This is a genomic window from Methylobacterium sp. V23, assembly GCF_002917135.1.
Lineage (GTDB): Bacteria > Pseudomonadota > Alphaproteobacteria > Rhizobiales > Beijerinckiaceae > Methylobacterium.
The window spans coordinates 144309-161620 of the sequence record NZ_PDHT01000009.1 but is presented as its reverse complement, the minus strand read 5'-3'; the positions used below and the strand labels follow the sequence as shown (position 1 = coordinate 161620).

Sequence of the window (17312 nt, the reverse complement as noted above, 5' to 3'; positions counted from 1 at the left end):
TGGATGCTCGACCAGCTCACCCTCGATCAGCTCCGCACCTTCGTGGCCGCCGTGGACACCGGCAGCTTCTCCGCCGCCGGGCGCAAGCTCGGACGGGCGCAGTCCCTGGTGAGCCAGTCCCTGGCCAACCTCGAGGCGCAGTCGGGGGTGAAGCTGTTCGACCGCTCCAGCCGCTACCCGGTGCTGACGGAGTCTGGGCGCGTGCTCCTGGCCCATGCGCGCGCCACCGTGGCGGCCGCCGAGACCTTCAAGGCCCAGGCGCGCGACCTCGCCGGCGGGCTCGAGCCGGAGGTGAGCATCGTCCTCGACGTACTGTTTCCGATCCAGGTGGTGACGCGGGCGGTGGCGGCCTTCCAGCCGGCCTTCCCGGCGACGCCCCTGCGCATCCAGGTCGAGACCCTGGGGGCGGTCATCGCGCCGGTCCTCGACGGTCGCTGCGCCTTCGCGGTGGCGGGCGCGACGCCCCTGCTGCCCCCCGAGCTCGCCCGCGAGCCCCTGCGGCAGATCGAACTCGTGATGGTGGCGGCGCCCGACCACCCGCTCGCCGGCCGGCCCGGCCCGATCGCCACCGCCGACCTCGCCGAGCATGTCCAGCTCGTGCTGACCGATCGCAGCGACCTGACCAAGGGGCGGGAATTCGGTGTGTTCTCGCCGCGCACTTGGCGCCTCGCCGATCTCGGATCGAAGCACGCCTTCCTGCGCTCCGGCCTCGGCTGGGGCGGCATGCCCCTGGACGTGGTGGCCGAGGATCTCGCGAACGGCCAGCTCGTGCGCCTCGACGTCGCCGCCCTGCCGAAGGGCGGCCTGCTGCTGCCGATGTGGGCGGTCTACCCGATGGAGCGTCCGCCGGGACCGGCCGGCCGCTGGCTCATCGGCCAGCTGCGCGACGCCGCCCCGCGCCCCTGATCCGGGGGGCGGCCAGGTCGCGTCCGCGGCCATGCCGGCGATCAATGCCGAGATCGCTGTCGATGATCCGCACGATCACGCGCTCTTGAATCAGTTCAGCCAAAACAGCTCTTAAGTTGAATTGTTTTGGCTCAGTGTAAATGCTGAGCGTCAACTGTTCTCCATCAAATTTTAACAGGACGGATCGATGATAGGCACTCAATTCGAGGCGTAACGATGCTGTTTTTATCCAAGATCAAGATCCTGCCCAAGCTGGCGGCAGTCATCGGGCTGATCGCGCTGGTCGTCGGCGTCTGTATCTGGTTCGCCCAGGCCCGCATGACACAGATCGACGATGCCTATCGTCAGTTCATTTTCCAGGACGCCAAGGGGGCCGCGACGGCGCGCCGGGTGAATCGGATCGTCTTCGAGATGAACTACTGGGTCTACCGGATCATCGCCGAGACCGAGGAGGCCCAGCTGACGGCGGCCAACGCGGGATTCGAATCCACCCTCGCGCCGATGCGGCAGATCCTGGCCGACCTGCGCCGTCAGGCCCCGTCCTTCGGGACCCGCGTCGCGGCACAGACCGCGCGCGTCGAGCGCTTCGTGCAGGACGTGACCGAGGTCCGCCGCCTGGGCACGGAGAATCGGAACGCCGAGGCCATCGCCCTCGTGCACCGGGCCATCGACCCGAACTTCGCCCTCATGGTCCAAGAGGGCAAGGTGCTCGGGGACGACATCACCAAGGCCCTGGACGAGGGCTCGGAGGCGCTCACGGAGAAGACCAACGCCACGCGCCACAGCCTGATGCTCTTCAGTACCCTCGGCATGCTCGCCGGCCTCCTGGCCGCCGCCGCCGTGGGCGTGCTGGGGATCACCCGGCCGCTGGCCAGCCTCGTCCGGGTGCTCGAGCGCATGGCGCAGGGCTCGATCGCGGCCACGATCCCGGAGGCGCGCCGCGGCGACGAGGTCGGTGCCGTCGGGCGCGCCGTGGAGGGCATCAAGACGATGGTGGCGCAGAAGGCGGCCGAGCAGGCCGAGATCCGCCGCATCGCCGACGCGGCCGCCGTGACGGAGCGCAAGCGCACGATGATTGAACTCGCCGACGGCTTCGAGCAGGCCGTGGGCGGCATCGTCGGCCTGGTCTCGTCCTCCGCCACGGAGTTGCAGGCCACGGCCCAGCAGATGACCGCGACGGCCCAGGAGACCGCGACCCAGTCCACCCAGGTCGCGGCGGCCGCCGAGGAGGCCGCCTCGAACGTCGGCACGGTGGCGGCGGCCGCCGAGGAGCTCGGCAGCTCCGTTCAGGAGATCGGCCGCCAGGTCCAGGGTTCGGCGGGGCTGGCACAGGCCGCCGTCGGCGAGGCGGACCAGACGGGTCAGCTCGTCCAGGCCCTGCGGACCACGTCGGCCCGGATCGGCGACATGGTCGGGCTGATCTCGAACATCGCCGGCCAGACCAACCTGCTGGCGCTGAACGCCACCATCGAGGCAGCCCGCGCGGGCGAAGCCGGCCGCGGCTTCGCCGTGGTGGCGACCGAGGTCAAGGAGCTGGCCGGGCAGACCGCCCGGGCGACGGAGGAGATCGCGCGCCAGATCGGCGAGATCCAGGGCGTCACCGACCAAGCGGTCACCGCCATCGGGGGCATCACCGGCCGGATCCGCGAGATCGACGGGATGGCGACGGGGATCGCCGCAGCGGTCGAGCAGCAGGGGGCCGCCACCCAGGAGATCGTGCGCAACGTCGCCCAGGCCGCCCAGGGGACGAGCGCCGTGACCGGCAACATCTCCGGCGTGGCCCGGGCCTCGGAGGAGACCGGCGCCGCGGCCACGCAGGTCCTCGCCTCGGCCTCCGAACTGTCGCGCCAGTCCGAACACCTCAGCGCCGAGGTGAGCCGGTTCCTGTCGAGCGTCCGCGCCGCCTGAGATCGCGCGGGCGGGACCACCCGCCCACGTCAACCAAAACAGGTCCCGTGCCGGGGCCGCTCACCCGGGGAGCCGTCGCCGCGGCGCCGGCAGGCGCCCCCGGGCGGCGATTTCCTGAGACAAAGTGGCTCTGGAGTCACCGCGCCGGGTCCTGGCTCCGGCGGCGACAAGCTCGGCTTAGGCATTGGAGTGCGATCAACCGAAGGAGCAGCAACCGGAGGTTTCAGACTCGCCGATGCGGATGACGCCGGATCTCACGGGCCACCTGCGCTCGGCGCGCGCCTGGATCGGGCTCGGCGTCCTGGCGCCGCTCGGCCTCCTCGTGGTGTCCGGCCTGATGCTGATCGACCTGCGGGTCGACGCCTGGGACAAGGCCGCGCAGACCTCGCGCAACCTGCTCCAGGTCATCGAGCGCGACATCGCCCGCAACGTCGAGATCATCGACCTGTCCCTGCGCGGCGTGGTCGACAACCTGTCGACGCCCGGCTTCTCGTCCGTGAGCCCGGCCCTGCGCCAGCTCATCCTGTTCGACCGGGCCGTGACGGCGCGGGACATGGGGGTCTTTCTCGTGGTCGACGAGAACGGCGACACCCTCTTCGACGCCAACGCGATCCCGGCACGGCCCCTGAACAACGCCGACCGCAGCTACTTCCGCGCCCATCGCGACCGGCCCGATCTCGGCCTGTTCATCGGCGAGCCCGTCACCTCGCGCCTGCTCGGCGTTCCCGTCATCGTGCTCAGCCGCCGGATCACCAAGCCGGATGGCAGCTTCGGCGGCGTGGTCCAGGCTTCCCTGAAGCTCACCTATTTCAGCCGCCTGTTCGCCAACATCGCCCTGGGTGCCAAGGGCGCGATCAATCTCTACGCCCGCGACGGGCAGCGCATCATGCGGCATCCCGAGATCGCGGGCGCCATCGGGGACAACGTCGCGGCCTCCACGTCCTTCCAGCGCTTCGTGCGGGAGGACAGCGGCAGCTTCATCGGCAGCGCCGTGCGCAGCGACGAGCCGCGCCACCACACCTTCACGCGGATCGGCGATCTCCCCCTGATCCTGGCCGTGACCCTGGCACCGGACGAGATCGACGCCGAGTGGCGGGCCAAGGCCCTGGTGATCGGCAGCATCGTGCTGATCCTGTGCGGGCTCTGTGCCGGCCTCTCGCTGCTGTTCGGACGCGAGCTCCGGCACCGGGGACGGATGCAGCGGGAGCTGGCCCGCCTCTCCCTCACCGATCCGCTGACCGGCCTGCCGAACCGGCGCCGCTTCGAGGAGGCCCTGGCGGACGTCGAAGGCGGGCGCGTCACCCGCGACGAGCCTCTGTCCCTGCTCGTCATCGACGTGGATCACTTCAAGGCCGTGAACGACCGTTACGGGCACGCCGTCGGGGACGAGGTCCTGAAGGGCCTGGCGCGCTGCCTTCAGGCGAGTGTGCGCCACCCGGGCGATCTCATCTGCCGCGTGGGCGGGGAGGAATTCGTCATGCTGCTCCCCGGAACGGAGGTGGCGAGCGCCCAGCGGGTCGCCGACACCGTGCATGCCGAGGTCCATCGCCTCGGGCTCCCGGCCGCCGGTATCCCGGCCGGCGCCCTGACGGTGAGCATCGGCCTGGCGGGGACCGCGCCCGCGAGCGCCGCGCGCGGCGGCGCCACCGACCTCTACCGCGTCGCCGATGCGGCGCTCTACGCCGCCAAGGCGAGCGGTCGCAACCGGACCTGCAGCCGGTCATCGGCGCGCGAAGGCGCATCGGACGAGGAGGCGGAGGCCGCCTGAGGGCCGGCCGACGCGCGTGGCGGGGCGCGGGCAGCGCCGCGCGCGGCGCCCCGTTCGCCTCAGGCGGGCTCGTCCGGGGGGCGGGGCTGGGCCGGTGCGAACAGGTCGTCCGGCGGATCGACCACGACGCGGCCGCCGGCGACGTCGAGTTCCGGCACGAAGGCCTTGGTGAAGGGCAGGAGGGCGGTGGCGCCGCCCAGGGCCGGCTTGATCTCCAGGAGATCGCCGCCGCCGTAATTCGGCACGTCCGCGACGGTGCCCAGGACGGCGCCCTGGGTGTCGACCACCGAGAGGCCGACGAGGTCGGCCGTGAAGAACTCGTCCGCGTCCGAGACGGTGCCGAGGCGCTCGCGGGGCAGGAACAGGGCGAGGCGGTTGAGGCCTTCCGCGCCGGTCCGGTCGGTCACGCCCTTCACCCGCACGACCAGGAGGTCGGGGGAGGCGCCGCCGGCCTGGCGGACGTCGGTCAGGTCGATGCGGCGGCCGTCGGCACCGATCAGCGGCCCGTAGGACGCGATCGCCTGCGGGTCTCCGGTGTAGGATTTCAGCCGGACCTCGCCGTTGAGCCCGTGCGCCCGCCCGAACTCGCCCATCTGGACGAGGCTCGGGTCGGTGGGCGGCAGGGGCGCGTCGGCCTCGGGCCGCGGCCGGTGGGCCGAGGTGGCCGCATCGCTGCCGATGCGGCCGGGGCGCGCACGGCGGCCACCGTCACCGTGGGATGAAGAGCCTCCGGGACGGCGGGCCATGCGCGGATCCAGCCTCAGGCCGCGGCGTCTTCGGCCGGGGCGGCGGCCTTCTCGGCGCGCTTGGCGGCGCGCTCCTTGGCCTTCTCGCCCGGCTCGGCCTTCTGCGGGTTGTTGCGCGCGGGGCGCTTGGCGAGGCCGGCGGCGTCGAGGAAGCGCAGGACGCGGTCGGTGGGCTGGGCGCCCTTGGCGAGCCAGGCCTGGATCTTGTCGGCCTCGAGCACGATGCGGGCCGGATCGTCCTTGGCCTTCATCGGGTCGTAGACGCCGACCTTGTCGATGAAACGGCCGTCGCGGGGCGCGCGGGCGTCGGCGACGACGATGCGGTAGTACGGGCGCTTCTTGGCGCCGCCACGGGTGAGGCGGATCTTGAGGGACATGGGTCTACTCCAAAGGTCAGTGTGTCGTGTGAGGGCGAGAAGTGCGTAGCGAATGGCGAGTCCGTGGGCGTGAACCCGACTCGCTATGCGCTACGCCCCCCGTCGCTACTTCTTCTTCCCGAAGGGAAATCCGCCGAGACCCGGCAGGCCGCCGGGGCCCTTGGGACCCCCGAGCCCGGGCAGGCCCGGCATCTTGCCCCCGAGGCCCGGGGGCATCGGGGGGAGTTTGCCGCCGAGCTGCTTCTGCATGTCGGCGATCATTTCCGGCGTCGGCTCCGGCATGCCGGGGGGCAGGCCGGGCATGCCGCCCATTCCACCGCCGCCCATGCCTCCCGCACCCATGCCGAACATCGAGCCGAGGGCCTGGCCGATGCCGCGCTTGCCCGAGCCCATCGCCTTCATCATGTCGGCCATGGTCCGGTGCATCTTGAGGAGCTTGTTCAGCTCCTCCACCTTCGTCCCCGAGCCCGCAGCGATGCGCTTCTTGCGGGAATTCTTGAGGATGTCGGGATTCTTCCGCTCCTGCGCGGTCATCGACGAGATGATGGCCCGCTGGCGCTTGAACATGTTCTCGTCGAGATTGGCGTTCTCGACCTGCTTCTTCATCTGGCCCATGCCCGGAAGCATGCCCATCAGGCCGCCGATGCCGCCCATCTTCTCCATCTGGCCGAGCTGCATCGACAGGTCGTCGAGGTCGAACTTGCCCTTGCGCATCTTCTCCGCGGTGCGGAGCGCCTGCTCGTGGTCGATGGTCTCGGCCGCCTTCTCGACGAGGCTGACGATGTCGCCCATGCCGAGGATGCGGTTGGCGACGCGGGAGGGGTGGAACTCCTCCAGGGCGTCGACCTTCTCGCCGGTGCCGACGAGCTTGATCGGCTTGCCGGTGACGGCGCGCATCGACAGGGCCGCGCCGCCGCGCGAATCGCCGTCCATGCGGGTCAGCACGATGCCGGTGACGCCGAGGCGCTCGTCGAAGGCGCGGGCGGTGTTGACCGCGTCCTGGCCGGTCAGCGCGTCGGCGACGAGGAGCACCTCGTGCGGGTTGGTGGCGGCCTTGACCTCGGCCGCCTCCGCCATCAGCGCCTCGTCGAGGGTGATGCGGCCGGCGGTGTCGAGCATGACCACGTCGAAGCCGCCGAGGCGCGCCGCGTCCATGGCACGCCGGGCGATCTGCACCGCCGACTGGCCGGCGACGATCGGCAGGCTCTCGACTTCGACCTGCTTGGCTAGGATCGCCAGCTGCTCCATCGCGGCCGGACGGCGGGTGTCGAGGGAGGCCAGCAGCACCCGGCGCTTGTCGCGGGCGACGAGCCGGCGGGCGATCTTGGCGGTGGTGGTGGTCTTGCCCGAGCCCTGCAGGCCGACCATCAGGATGGCGACGGGGGCGGGGGCGTTGAGGTCGATGATGCCGGCTTCCGAGCCCAGCATCGCCACGAGCTCGTCGTTGACGATCTTGACGACCATCTGGCCGGGGGTGACCGACTTCAGGACGACGGCGCCGACGGCCTTCTCGCGCACCTTCTCGGTGAAGCCGCGCACCACCTCGAGGGCGACGTCCGCCTCCAGCAGGGCGCGCCGGACCTCGCGCAGGGCGGCGGTGACGTCGGCCTCGGTCAGGGCGCCGCGGCGGGTGAGACCGGAGAGAATCCCGGAAAGGCGATCGGACAGGCCTTCGAACATGCGTCAGGCTCCCTGGACCGGCATCGTCGTCGGACCGGTCACTGGTTCACGCCCGCGCTCTCGGCCCGGCGCGCCTGGAGCGCATCCTCGAAGCCGCGGAGCGCCTGGGCGAACTTGTCCCGGCACTCCGGGTTGCAGAACCCCACCACCGCGCCGTTGTAGAGGGTGAGCGAGTCGGCCGCGATCGGCTTGCCCGACCACGGGCAGGTGTCGTTCACCGCATCCTCGATGCGCAGGGTCGTGTTCGCGGCGGCGTTGGGCATCGGGACTCGCGACGACGGCGTGGACGGGGCCGACGCCCTGTCCCCAACGCGAAGCTCGCCCGAGGGCGCATCGCGCTGTCGGGCGTTGACCTCCGGCCTCGTGGGGCCGGTCGGCGTTCGTGATGACGATCAGACCGTCGAATGAATAGGGAGGCGGTTAGTCCGATGGCGGGGGCAAGTCAAGTTTTGCGGGTCCGGCGGGGCTGCGCCCTTGACATCGACTCGCCGTGCATGTAGGAATAATATCCTTATCCCCAATGCAGACGGCGCCGAATCATGCCCCGCCGGGGTCGGCGCATCGTGCCCAGACCCCGTTGTTCGAGGTGCCATGGTCGAACCGCCTGATCCCAGGACCCTCCTGATCGCGAACGAACGCGCGAAGCTGACGGCCACCTACGTGAACGGAGTCGCCATCGCCGTCCTCGCCGTGGGCGGACTCGCGCCGCTGTTCTCCCAGCGCGCCGCATCGGCGGCTCCACCCGATCAACCTTGGCTCACACCGGTGCTCTCCCTGCTTTGCATCTGCGTCAGCGGAGCCCTACATTGGGCGGCAAGAGGTTTTTTGCGGGAACTCCGGTAATGGACGCCCACACCCTGACCCTGCTGCTGTTCCCGCTCGGCGCCTTGGCGCTGGGCCTGGGAACGCTGTGGTTCGCGCGCCGCGTCCATTGAACCCGGCCGGCCGACCGATCCGATCAGCGCCCCGCCGCCGGGAGCGCGGGCAGCGCCGTCAGGGTCGCGTCGGAAAATGCCATCGCCTTGAACAGGCTGCCCATGCCGCGCCGCGCGGGGTCGGTGAGGCGGGTCGCCGCCGCCGTGATCGCATCGCGCTGCACCGGGCTCGCGTCCCGTCCCAGCCGCTCGGCGCGCGCGCGCAGGCCGAGGGCCAGGAGGAAGTCGCGCTGGTCCACGGGGCCGTGCAGGATCGCGCCCTCACCGGTGGCGGCCCGGCCGAGGGCGGCGAAATCCACGTGGGTGGTGAGGTCGGCCTCGCCGGGGGTGGCCAGCGGCGGAACGAAGGCGTGGCCGCGCAGAGCCTGGAGCGAATCGCCGAAGCCCGGCCGGACATGGCCGTAATCGACGAGGAGGACGGCGCCCCGGTCGGCGACGACGCGGCGGGCGAGGCTGCGCACGGCCTCGAGGGCGGCGCCCGGCAGGGTCATCAGGACGCCGGTGGGGCCGCTCGCGCTGATGCGCGTGTCCGGCTCCGCCGCCAGCCCGAACGCGAGGGCATTGCCGTCCGCTGAGAGGCCGACGAGGCGCTCGAACCAGCCGCGCTCGGCGCGCTGGAACTGGCGGACCGGGAGGGCGTCGAAGAACTCGTTGGCGATCACGAGGGTCGGGCCGGGCGGCAGGGTCTCGATCGACGCGTGCCAGGTCGGGGCGGCGGCCGAGAGCCGGGACTCCTGCTCGGCCCGCAGCACCGGGCTCGTCTCAACCAGGTGCAGGGCCGGGCGCAGATCCGGGGCGGCGCGGCGCAGCGCCCGCAGGGCATCCTGCATCAGGGTGCCGCGGCCCGGGCCGAGTTCCACCAGGGCGAGGTCGGCCGGCGCGCCCATCGCGCCCCAGCTCGCCGCGATCCAGATCCCGATGAGCTCGCCGAACATCTGGCTGATCTCGGGGGCGGTGATGAAGTCGCCGCGGGACCCGAGGGGGTCGCGGGTGCGGTAGTAGCCGTGCACCGGATGGCCGAGGCAGAGGCCCATGTAGCGATCGAGCCCGATCGGACCCGAGGCCAGGATCTCGTCGCGGAGCGCGGCGAAGAGCGGGCTCGTCACGCCGGATCGACCTTCGCGGGCGAAGCGGCCACGTCCTCGATCGCCACGCGCGGACGGGTGGTGCCGCGCAGGGCCAGGACGATGGCGGCGATGCCGACGAGCGCCATCGGCACGCAGAGCACCATCCCCATGGTGATGCCCCCGGTCGACCAGCCCTCGGTGCCGAACAGGTAGCCGAGCTGGCGGTCGGGCTCGCGGAAGAACTCGCAGAACGTGCGCGCGATGGCGTAGCCGAGGACGAAGATGCCGCCCATCAGCCCGGGCTTGCGGAAGCCGCGGGCCCGCACCGCGATCATCATCACCACGAACAGGAGGGCGCCCTCGGTGGCCGCCTCGTAGAGCTGGCTCGGGTGCCGGGGCAGGGGGCCGCCGGTGGGAAACACGATGGCGTAGGGGAAATCCGGGGCGATGCGGCCCCAGAGCTCGCCGTTCACGAAGTTGGCGATCCGCCCGAAGAACAGCCCGATCGGCACCACGACGGCGGCGAGGTCGAGGAGCGTGAGGGCCTGGAGCTTCCGGGAGCGGGCGAACAGCACCATGGCGAGCACCGCGCCGAGGAAGCCGCCGTGGAACGACATGCCGCCGTTGCGGATGGCCAGGATCTCGATGGGGTCGGCGAGGTAGAGCGGCAGGTTGTAGAACAGCACGTAGCCGATGCGTCCGCCGAGGACGACGCCCAGCGCCACCCAGACGATGAGGTCGTCGATGTCGTTCAGGCTCGGGCGCCGGACCACGCCCCAGTAGCGGTCCGCCGCCACCAGCCGGCGGGCATAGTACCAGCCGCCCAGCAGGCCGACGATGTAGGCGAGGGCGTACCACTTGATGGTGATCGGCCCGATCGCCACCGCCACCGGATCGATGGCGGGGAAGGGCAGGGCGAAGAGCGGCGGCATCGGCGAGGCGTCCCGGTTGAGCCGGGGCATTGGAGCCAAGCCCGCCGGGGGGTCAACCCCGCCAGGCACATGGCCGGCGGACACCGCCGGCCCCTGTCATCCCGTCCTGCGGTCAGGCCGCAGGGGGCACGTCTCCGCGATGCCTCGCCTGCGGCCGCGCTCAGGCGGCCCGGACGGTGGCGAGGAAGCTCGCGACTTCCGCGCGCAGCTCTTCGGACTGCCGGGAGAGGTCCGCGGAGGCGCGCTGCACCTGGTCCGCCGTCGCGCCCGCCTCTGCGGCCGAGCGGGCCACCGCCTCGATATCCTGGCTCATGGCCCCCGTGCCCGCGGAGGCCTGGCCCATGTTGCGCACGATCTCCTGGGTCGTCACACCCTGCTCCTCCACCGCGGCGGCGATGCTGCTGGTGACGAAGCTCATGCCCTCGATCCGCGTGACGATGCTGCGGATCGCGCCCGTGGCGCCGGTGGTGGCCGAGCGGATGGCATCGACCTGCTCGGCGATCTCCGTGGTGGCCCGGCTGGTCTGCTCGGCGAGGTTCTTCACCTCCGCGGCGACGACCGCGAAGCCGCGCCCCGCCTCGCCGGCCCGGGCCGCCTCGATGGTGGCGTTGAGCGCCAGCAGGTTGGTCTGGCTGGCGATCTGCGAGACCAGGCCGACCACGTCGCCGATCCGGGTCGCGGCCTCGGACAGGGTCTGCATGGTGGCGGCGGTACGGCCGGCCTCGTCGACGGCCTGGGCCGACATGGTCGAGGCCTGCTCGACCTGGCGGCCGATCTCGCCGACCGTGGCGCCGAGCTCCTCGGCTGCCACCGCCACGGCGTTGACGTTGCCTGCGGTCTCCTGCGCGGTCGCCGCCACGGAGGTGGAGCGACGCGCCGTGCCGGCCACCGCCTCGGTCATGCCGGTGGCGGCGCCCTGCAGGTCGCCGGAGGCCTGCGAGACCGTGCCGACGATGCCGCCGACGGAGCGCTCGAAGCGGTCCGCGAGGTCACGCAGCAGGGCGCGCCGCTCGGTCTCCTCGCGCAGGCGGGCGGCCTCGGTGGTCTTCAGCTGCTGCGCGGCCTCCTCCAGGGAGATGTCGCGGATGGTGACGACGGCCCGGGCAATGTCGCCGATCTCGTCGGCGCGCCGGCTGCCGGGCACCTCGGCGAGGGATTCGCGGCGGGCCAGCGCCTGCAGGGCCCGGGTCAGCGCGCCGAGGGGACCCACGATGGTGCGGGCGAAGAGGAGGCCGAGGATCGCCGTGGCGGCCAGGACGGCCAGCGCCGTCACCGCCAGGGCGCGGGTGAGGGCGCCCACCGCCGCGAGGGTCTCGTCCTCGGCCTGCTCGGCCAGAATCGTCCAGGGCGCACCGAGCACCGAGACCTTGGCGGTCGCGACCATCCGTTGGCCGGCGCCGTTCGCGTAGGTGAAGGGGCGCTCGCTCGCGAGGTCCGCCTTGTCGAGGCCGAGGGCGGTCGCGGGCTTGCCGGCCGTGACGGCCGGGGACAGGGGCGGGTTGGTCCGCAGGGCGCCGTCGGCGCCCACGGCGAGGATCTGGCCGGTCTCGCCGAGGCCGGCCCGGTCCGAGAGGGTGCGGTCGAACAGGGCGGGGGTCAGGCGCAGGAGGACGAATCCGATGCGCGCGGCCTCCTGGCCGGTGCCCATGGCGACGTTGGCGCGGCGGGCGATGGACCGGCCGATGAAGGCCGACGGGACGGCCTCCGCCGGGTAGGCGGCATAGTCCTCGTAGAGCGTCGCGTCGGATTCGGCGCCCTTCAGGCGCGTCACCAGGCGGGCGAGGCCGGTCGAGGCCAGCTCGGGCTCGGACAGCGCGTGGCCGAAATCGGCGCCCTTCGTGGTGGTATAGACGACGCGCCCGTCCTCCGACACGAAGACGAGATCGGCGTAGCCCGGGCGCTCGAGCAGCTTGCGGGCGACTTCCTGCACCTTGGCGTGGCGGCGCCCGTACATGGTGCCCGGAGCCTCGGCACCGAGGCGCGCCTCGAGGTTGGCGCCGCCCGTATAGGTCCGGACGAGCCCGGCGAAATCGGCCTTGGCGGGGTCGAGGGCTTCGGCCAGGTCGCCGAAATTGCCGCCGACCTGCGGGTTGCCCGCGACGGTGACGAGGTCGCCGCCGATCCGCTCGGCGATCAGCTCGATCCCGGCCTTCCGGGCCGAGGCGGCGAACTGGAGGCGTTCCCGGGCCGCGTCGACGAGGCCGGAGCGGGCGCTGTACCAGCTCAGCCCGCCCATCACCGTGGCGCTGACGAGGGCCAGGCCGACGGTGATCGCGGGCAGACGAAAGTTGAGGCTGGTCAAACGCGGCATTGGTTACGCCCGAAGAGGAAGTGCGGACATCGTTGCTAAGGGAGAAAGTTGAATTAAAACTTTCGTCCGGCGCGTCTTCGGGTGGTATTCAGAATACGTGCCGGCGACGGATCAGCCGCCGAACCTTATCATTTGTTGCTGCCGCACCGGCGCGCGAACGAGCGGGCATTGAAACGCCCCGTCCTCCCGCAATCCGTGATTGCTGCGTCGCGCAGCGCGTCGACGTCAGGCCGCGACGCCCCCCATGCCGTGCCCATCGTCGAGGAACATCCGGTAGGCCGGGTTGTCGGTCTCGTCGACGCACGGGTAGTGCAGGGCCTCGATCGCCGCGTCGAAGCGGGCGCGCTCGGCCGGCGGCACATCGATGCCGGCGAGGACGCGGCCGTAATCGGCGCCGTGGTTGCGATAGTGGAACAGCGTGATGGCGAAGCCGTCGCCCAGGGCATCGAGGAACTTCATCAGCGCCCCCGGCCGCTCGGGGAACTGGAAGCGGTAGAGCCGCTCGTCGGCGAGGCCGGTGGCGCGCCCGCCCACCATGTAGCGGATATGGACCTTGGCCATCTCGTTGTCGCTCATGTCGACGGTGCGGTAGCCGGCAGCCTTCAGCGAGTCGATGAGGGCGTGCTTCTCCCGCAGGCCGCCGGCGAGGTTGATGCCGACGAAGATCTGCGCGTCGGCACCCGCCGCGTAGCGGTAGTTGAACTCGGTGATCGCCCGGGGCCCGAGGGTCTGGATGAAGGCGCGGTAGGCGCCCGGCCGCTCCGGGATGGTCACGCCGAGCAGGACCTCGCGCTGCTCGCCGAGCTCGGCGCGCTCGGCGATGTGGCGCAGGCGGTCGAAGTTGAGGTTCGCGCCGCTGGAGATCGCCACCAGGGTGCCGGTGCCGCCGTCCTGCCGGGCGGCGTAGGCCTTGGCGCCGGCCAGCGCCAGGGCGCCCGAGGGCTCCGAGATGGCGCGGGTGTCGTCGAAGATGTCCTTCACCGCCGCGCACATGGCGTCGGTGTCGACGGTGATGACCTCGTCGAGGAACTCGCGGCAGAGGCGGAAGGTCTCGGCGCCGGCCTCGCGCACGGCGACGCCGTCGGCGAACAGCCCGACGGTCGGCAGCACCACGCGCTCGCCGGCCGCCAGGGCCGCGGCCATGCAGGCGGCGTCGTCCGGCTCGACGCCGATGACCTTGGTCTCGGGCCGCAGGTATTTCACAAAGGTGGCGATGCCGGCCGCGAGGCCGCCGCCGCCGACGGGCACGAAGATCGCCTCGATCGGCCCGGAATGCTGGGTGAGAATCTCCATCCCGATGGTGCCCTGGCCGGCGATCACGTCGGGATCGTCGAAGGGATGCAGGAAGGTCAGGCCGTCGCGCGCCTCCAGCTCCCGGGCATGGCCCAGGGCCTCGTCGAAGGCATCGCCGAACAGGATGACCTCGGCGCCGCGGGCGCGGCAGGCATCGACCTTGATCGCCGGGGTGGTGCGCGGCATCACGATCACCGCGCGGACGTTGAGGCGGGCGGCCGCCAGGGCGACGCCCTGGGCATGGTTGCCGGCCGAGGCGCAGACGACGCCCTTGGCCAGCAGCTCGGGGGCCAGACCCGACATCTTGTTGTAGGCGCCGCGCAGCTTGAACGAAAAGACCGGCTGCAGGTCCTCGCGCTTCAGGAGCACCGGGCGGGCCAGGCGCACCGACATGCGTGGCATCGGGTCGAGGGGGCTCTCGATCGCGACGTCGTAGACGCGGGCGGTGAGGATCTTGCGGATGTAGTCGGTCAAGGAGACACGGGCTCCGGCAGCGATGCGGTGCGAGGGGAACTCGCCCCGCACATAGGCGCTCGGCGCGCGAGAAGCGAGCGAGGCGCTGTCGCGGGCCGAGCCCCGTCCCGCGACGGGGGCGCGGGCGCCATCCGTGGCGGGCGGGCAGGATCTCTCGTCGACGGGATCTCGTCGAGGGAGTCTCGTCGACGGGGCCTACTTGTCGAACAGGGCCTGCAGGGCCGCGCGGTCCTTGGTCTTGGGCAGCGCGATCAGGGTGAGGATCCGCGCCTTGTCCGGCGTCAGGTCGTCGGCGAAGACGGCGCCGGCCTTCAGCAGCGTGTTGCCGCCGCCCTTGAAGCCGTACACCGGCAGGGCGCGGCCGTTAGGGACCTTGGTGGCCACGATGACCGGTACGCCCTTGCCGATGACCTCCGCGATGGCGTCGTGCATCTCGGCGTTCATGTTGCCCCAGCCATAGGCCTCGACGACGATGGCCTCCGCGCCGGTCTCGGCCGCATGGCGCACCTGGCTGCCGTCGGCACCCGCATACATCGCCACCAGGTCGACCCGCGGCATGCGCTCGGGCAGGGGCAGCGTCTGGCGGCGCAGGGACTTGCGGCTGAACACGACCCGATCCTCGTCCACGTAGCCGAGGAAGCCCGCATCGCCGGAATTGAAGGTCTCGACGTTACTCGTGTGCGTCTTGCGCACCTCGCGGGCGGCGTTGATGTGGTGGTTGAGCGTCACCGTCACGCCCATGCCGGTGGACCCGTCGGCGAGGATCTGCCGGGCGGCGTTGAGGAGGTTGCGCGACCCGTCCGAATCCCAGTCGGAGGCGTTGCGCTGGGCGCCCACCAGCACGATCGGCTTGTCGCTCTTGACGGTGAGGTCGAGGAAGTAGGCGGTCTGGTCCAGCGTATCGGTGCCGTGCAGGACGATGGCGCCGCGGATCGCGGGATCGGCCAGGATCTCGTCGACCTTGCGGGACAGGCCGGGCCAGCGGTCCGGTCCCATGTAGTCGCTCGGGACGTTGCTGAACTCGGTCACGGCGATCGCGGCGATGTCCCTGAGCTTCGGGACCGCCGCCACGAGGTCCTCGCCCGACAGCGCCGGCACCGGCGCATGGGTGGTGGGGTCGAGCTTCATCGCGATGGTGCCGCCGGTCGCGATCACGGCGATCTTCGGCAAATCCGGCTTCGAGGTGTCCGCCTTCGACGTGTCCGCCTTCGACGTGTCCGCTTTCGAAGTGCCGGCTTTGGAAGTGTCGGCCGCAGCCACAGGATGCATCAGCAGAAGGAGACCGCCCAGGCCGAACAGTGTTTGTCTCAGGAGTGTGGCGACCGCCATGAACGCACCTCGGATGCTTCAAGTCGTTCCGTCAGGGATCGACCGGGCATCCAGCGTTGACGGACGGCTGCATCCTTGTCCAGGCCGCAGGGCCCGGTGCTTCATCTCGCGACCTGCGGATGTCGTCGACGAACGTCTTTCGCGAAGCCCGTCAGGGGAGATCGGACAGCCGCTCGAACAGGGCTGCGATCCAGACCAGGGCGGCGATCCCCTGCGCGGAGAAGGTCCCGGCCGAGGCGAGATCCTTGACGATGCCGATCTTGGGGTGCCGGCCCGGATGCAGGTGGTCGCAGAGTTTCTCCACCGCGGTGTTCAGGAACTCGGCTGCGAGCATCAGGAGCAGGCTCGCCACCAGGGCGACCCGGACCCACAGGCCCGACCCGAGGAGCAGCGCCAGGGGCAGCCCGAGGGCCAGGAGCACGAGTTCGAGGCGCACCGCCCGCTCGGTCCGGGCGCCGTGCACGAGGCCGCGCCAGGAATTCAGGAAGGCGAGGTAGAGGGCGCGCATGTCCGGACGCCCGCTCAGGGCGCCGCGGGGGCGCCGCGGGCGATCCACTTCGCCACGATCGGGCCCGTCACCAGCACCACGAACAGCCGCAGCGTCTGCACCGCCAGCACGAAGGACACGTCGACCTTGGAGCCGACCGCGATGATGGCCACCGAATCGAGCCCGCCCGGGCTCGTCGCGAGATAGGCGGTGAGGAAGTCGATGGGCAGCAGGAAGGTCAGGCCGTAGGCCCAGCCGCCGCAGAGCGCGATGACCCCCAACGTGGCGATGACGATGCCCGGCATGGCGCCGAGCGTCTCGCGCAGGGTCTCGCGCCGGAAGCGCAGGCCGACATACCAGCCGATGGTGGCGTAGGCGAGGTCGAGGAGCGGCATCGGCAGCGCCATGGAGACCAGGCCGGAGGCGTGCAGGGCGGCGCCGAGCAGCATCGGCCCGGTCAGGGCGAAGGCCGGCAGGTGCAGCAGCTTGGCGAGGCCCGCGCCGCAGGCGGCGACCGCGAGGGTCGCCAGGAGCGCGAGCGGAGCCACCGAGACGGGATCGGCAGCCGGGACCACGTCGGAGACGTTGGTGAGCAGGCGCGCCATGATCGAGGCCGAGAGCACCACGGCGACCACGCGCACGTATTGCATGAAGGCGACGAGGCGCGGGTCGGCACCGTATTCCTCCGACATCGCCACCATGGCGGCGGCCCCGCCGGGCGACGAGCCCCAGGCGGCGGTCGAGCCCGGCAGGATGCGCAGGCGGGTCAGGGCCCAGCCGACCGCCCCGCCGACCAGGACGGTGACCAGCACCACGGCGAGGATGAGGAAGCCGTCATCCACCACGGTGGCGACGATCTCGCCCGTCACCGTGTGGGCCACGAGGCAGCCGATCATCGCCTGGGCGGCCTGGAAGCCGAACTTCGGCACCGAAAGGTTCGCGCCCCCGACCCCGAACGCGATGGCCGCCACCATCGGCCCGAGCAGGAGGGCCGCCGGGAAATGCGCGTGGTCGAGGGCGTAGGCCAGGAGGCCGGAGGCCGCGAGAAGAGCCGCCCAGCGGCCGAGGAAGCGCAGTGCGAACACGATGATACCGGGGA

The 17312-nt window shown here is 71.5% G+C and carries 14 protein-coding genes; 3 read left to right on the top strand and 11 right to left on the bottom strand.

From position 1 onward, the window contains the following. The first annotated feature begins 3 nt into the window (after window positions 1–3). The 3 genes from CRT23_RS11105 (at window position 4) to CRT23_RS11095 (ending at window position 4582) form a co-directional block, all read left to right on the top strand. Entirely contained in the window at window positions 4–906 is a 903-nt protein-coding gene (locus tag CRT23_RS11105; protein WP_103709711.1) for a LysR family transcriptional regulator, read from the top strand. Between the two features lie 216 nt (window positions 907–1122). Beyond that, a complete protein-coding gene (locus tag CRT23_RS11100; RefSeq protein WP_103709710.1) occupies window positions 1123–2814 on the top strand; it encodes a HAMP domain-containing methyl-accepting chemotaxis protein in 1692 nt (563 codons plus the stop codon). A gap of 235 nt (window positions 2815–3049) precedes the next feature. After that, window positions 3050–4582, top strand: a complete 1533-nt coding sequence (locus tag CRT23_RS11095; RefSeq protein WP_103709709.1) for a sensor domain-containing diguanylate cyclase — start codon at window positions 3050–3052, stop codon at window positions 4580–4582. A 59-nt stretch (window positions 4583–4641) separates the two neighbouring features. Here the strand turns inward: CRT23_RS11095 and rimM are convergent, their stop codons facing one another. The 11 genes from rimM to CRT23_RS11035 all read right to left on the bottom strand — a co-directional run bounded on the left by rimM (window position 4642) and on the right by CRT23_RS11035 (window position 17298). Beyond that, window positions 4642–5328, bottom strand: a complete 687-nt coding sequence (gene rimM / locus CRT23_RS11090) for a ribosome maturation factor RimM (protein WP_103709708.1) — start codon at window positions 5326–5328, stop codon at window positions 4642–4644. A 14-nt stretch (window positions 5329–5342) separates the two neighbouring features. After that, on the bottom strand, window positions 5343–5705 hold the full coding sequence (gene rpsP / locus CRT23_RS11085; protein ID WP_055957770.1) for a 30S ribosomal protein S16: 363 nt from the start codon (window positions 5703–5705) through the stop codon (window positions 5343–5345). A gap of 105 nt (window positions 5706–5810) precedes the next feature. Then, on the bottom strand, window positions 5811–7385 hold the full coding sequence (gene ffh, locus CRT23_RS11080) for a signal recognition particle protein (RefSeq protein ID WP_055957773.1): 1575 nt from the start codon (window positions 7383–7385) through the stop codon (window positions 5811–5813). Window positions 7386–7423: 38 nt separating this feature from the next. Beyond that, entirely contained in the window at window positions 7424–7648 is a 225-nt protein-coding gene (locus CRT23_RS11075; protein WP_103709707.1) for a glutathione S-transferase, read from the bottom strand. Window positions 7649–8343: 695 nt separating this feature from the next. Continuing rightward, window positions 8344–9426, bottom strand: a complete 1083-nt coding sequence (locus tag CRT23_RS11065; protein ID WP_245436135.1) for an SAM-dependent methyltransferase — start codon at window positions 9424–9426, stop codon at window positions 8344–8346. Further along, entirely contained in the window at window positions 9423–10319 is an 897-nt protein-coding gene (gene lgt, locus CRT23_RS11060) for a prolipoprotein diacylglyceryl transferase (protein WP_103709743.1), read from the bottom strand. The genes CRT23_RS11065 and lgt overlap by 4 nt, the downstream gene beginning before the upstream one ends. Window positions 10320–10479: 160 nt before the next feature. Continuing rightward, window positions 10480–12630 (bottom strand): methyl-accepting chemotaxis protein, encoded by a 2151-nt coding sequence (locus tag CRT23_RS11055; RefSeq protein WP_103709706.1) that lies wholly within the window; start codon window positions 12628–12630, stop codon window positions 10480–10482. Window positions 12631–12855: 225 nt separating this feature from the next. Continuing rightward, entirely contained in the window at window positions 12856–14421 is a 1566-nt protein-coding gene (ilvA, locus tag CRT23_RS11050; protein ID WP_103709742.1) for a threonine ammonia-lyase, biosynthetic, read from the bottom strand. A gap of 171 nt (window positions 14422–14592) precedes the next feature. Continuing rightward, complete coding sequence (locus CRT23_RS11045; protein WP_280951976.1) at window positions 14593–15726, bottom strand: asparaginase; 1134 nt, start codon at window positions 15724–15726, stop codon at window positions 14593–14595. 151 nt (window positions 15727–15877) lie between these two features. After that, complete coding sequence (locus CRT23_RS11040; protein WP_103709740.1) at window positions 15878–16234, bottom strand: diacylglycerol kinase; 357 nt, start codon at window positions 16232–16234, stop codon at window positions 15878–15880. 14 nt (window positions 16235–16248) lie between these two features. Beyond that, window positions 16249–17298 carry an AbrB family transcriptional regulator gene (locus tag CRT23_RS11035; RefSeq protein WP_103709705.1) on the bottom strand — a complete coding sequence of 350 codons (1050 nt, stop codon included), beginning with the start codon at window positions 17296–17298 and terminating at the stop codon, window positions 16249–16251. Window positions 17299–17312 lie beyond the last annotated feature (14 nt).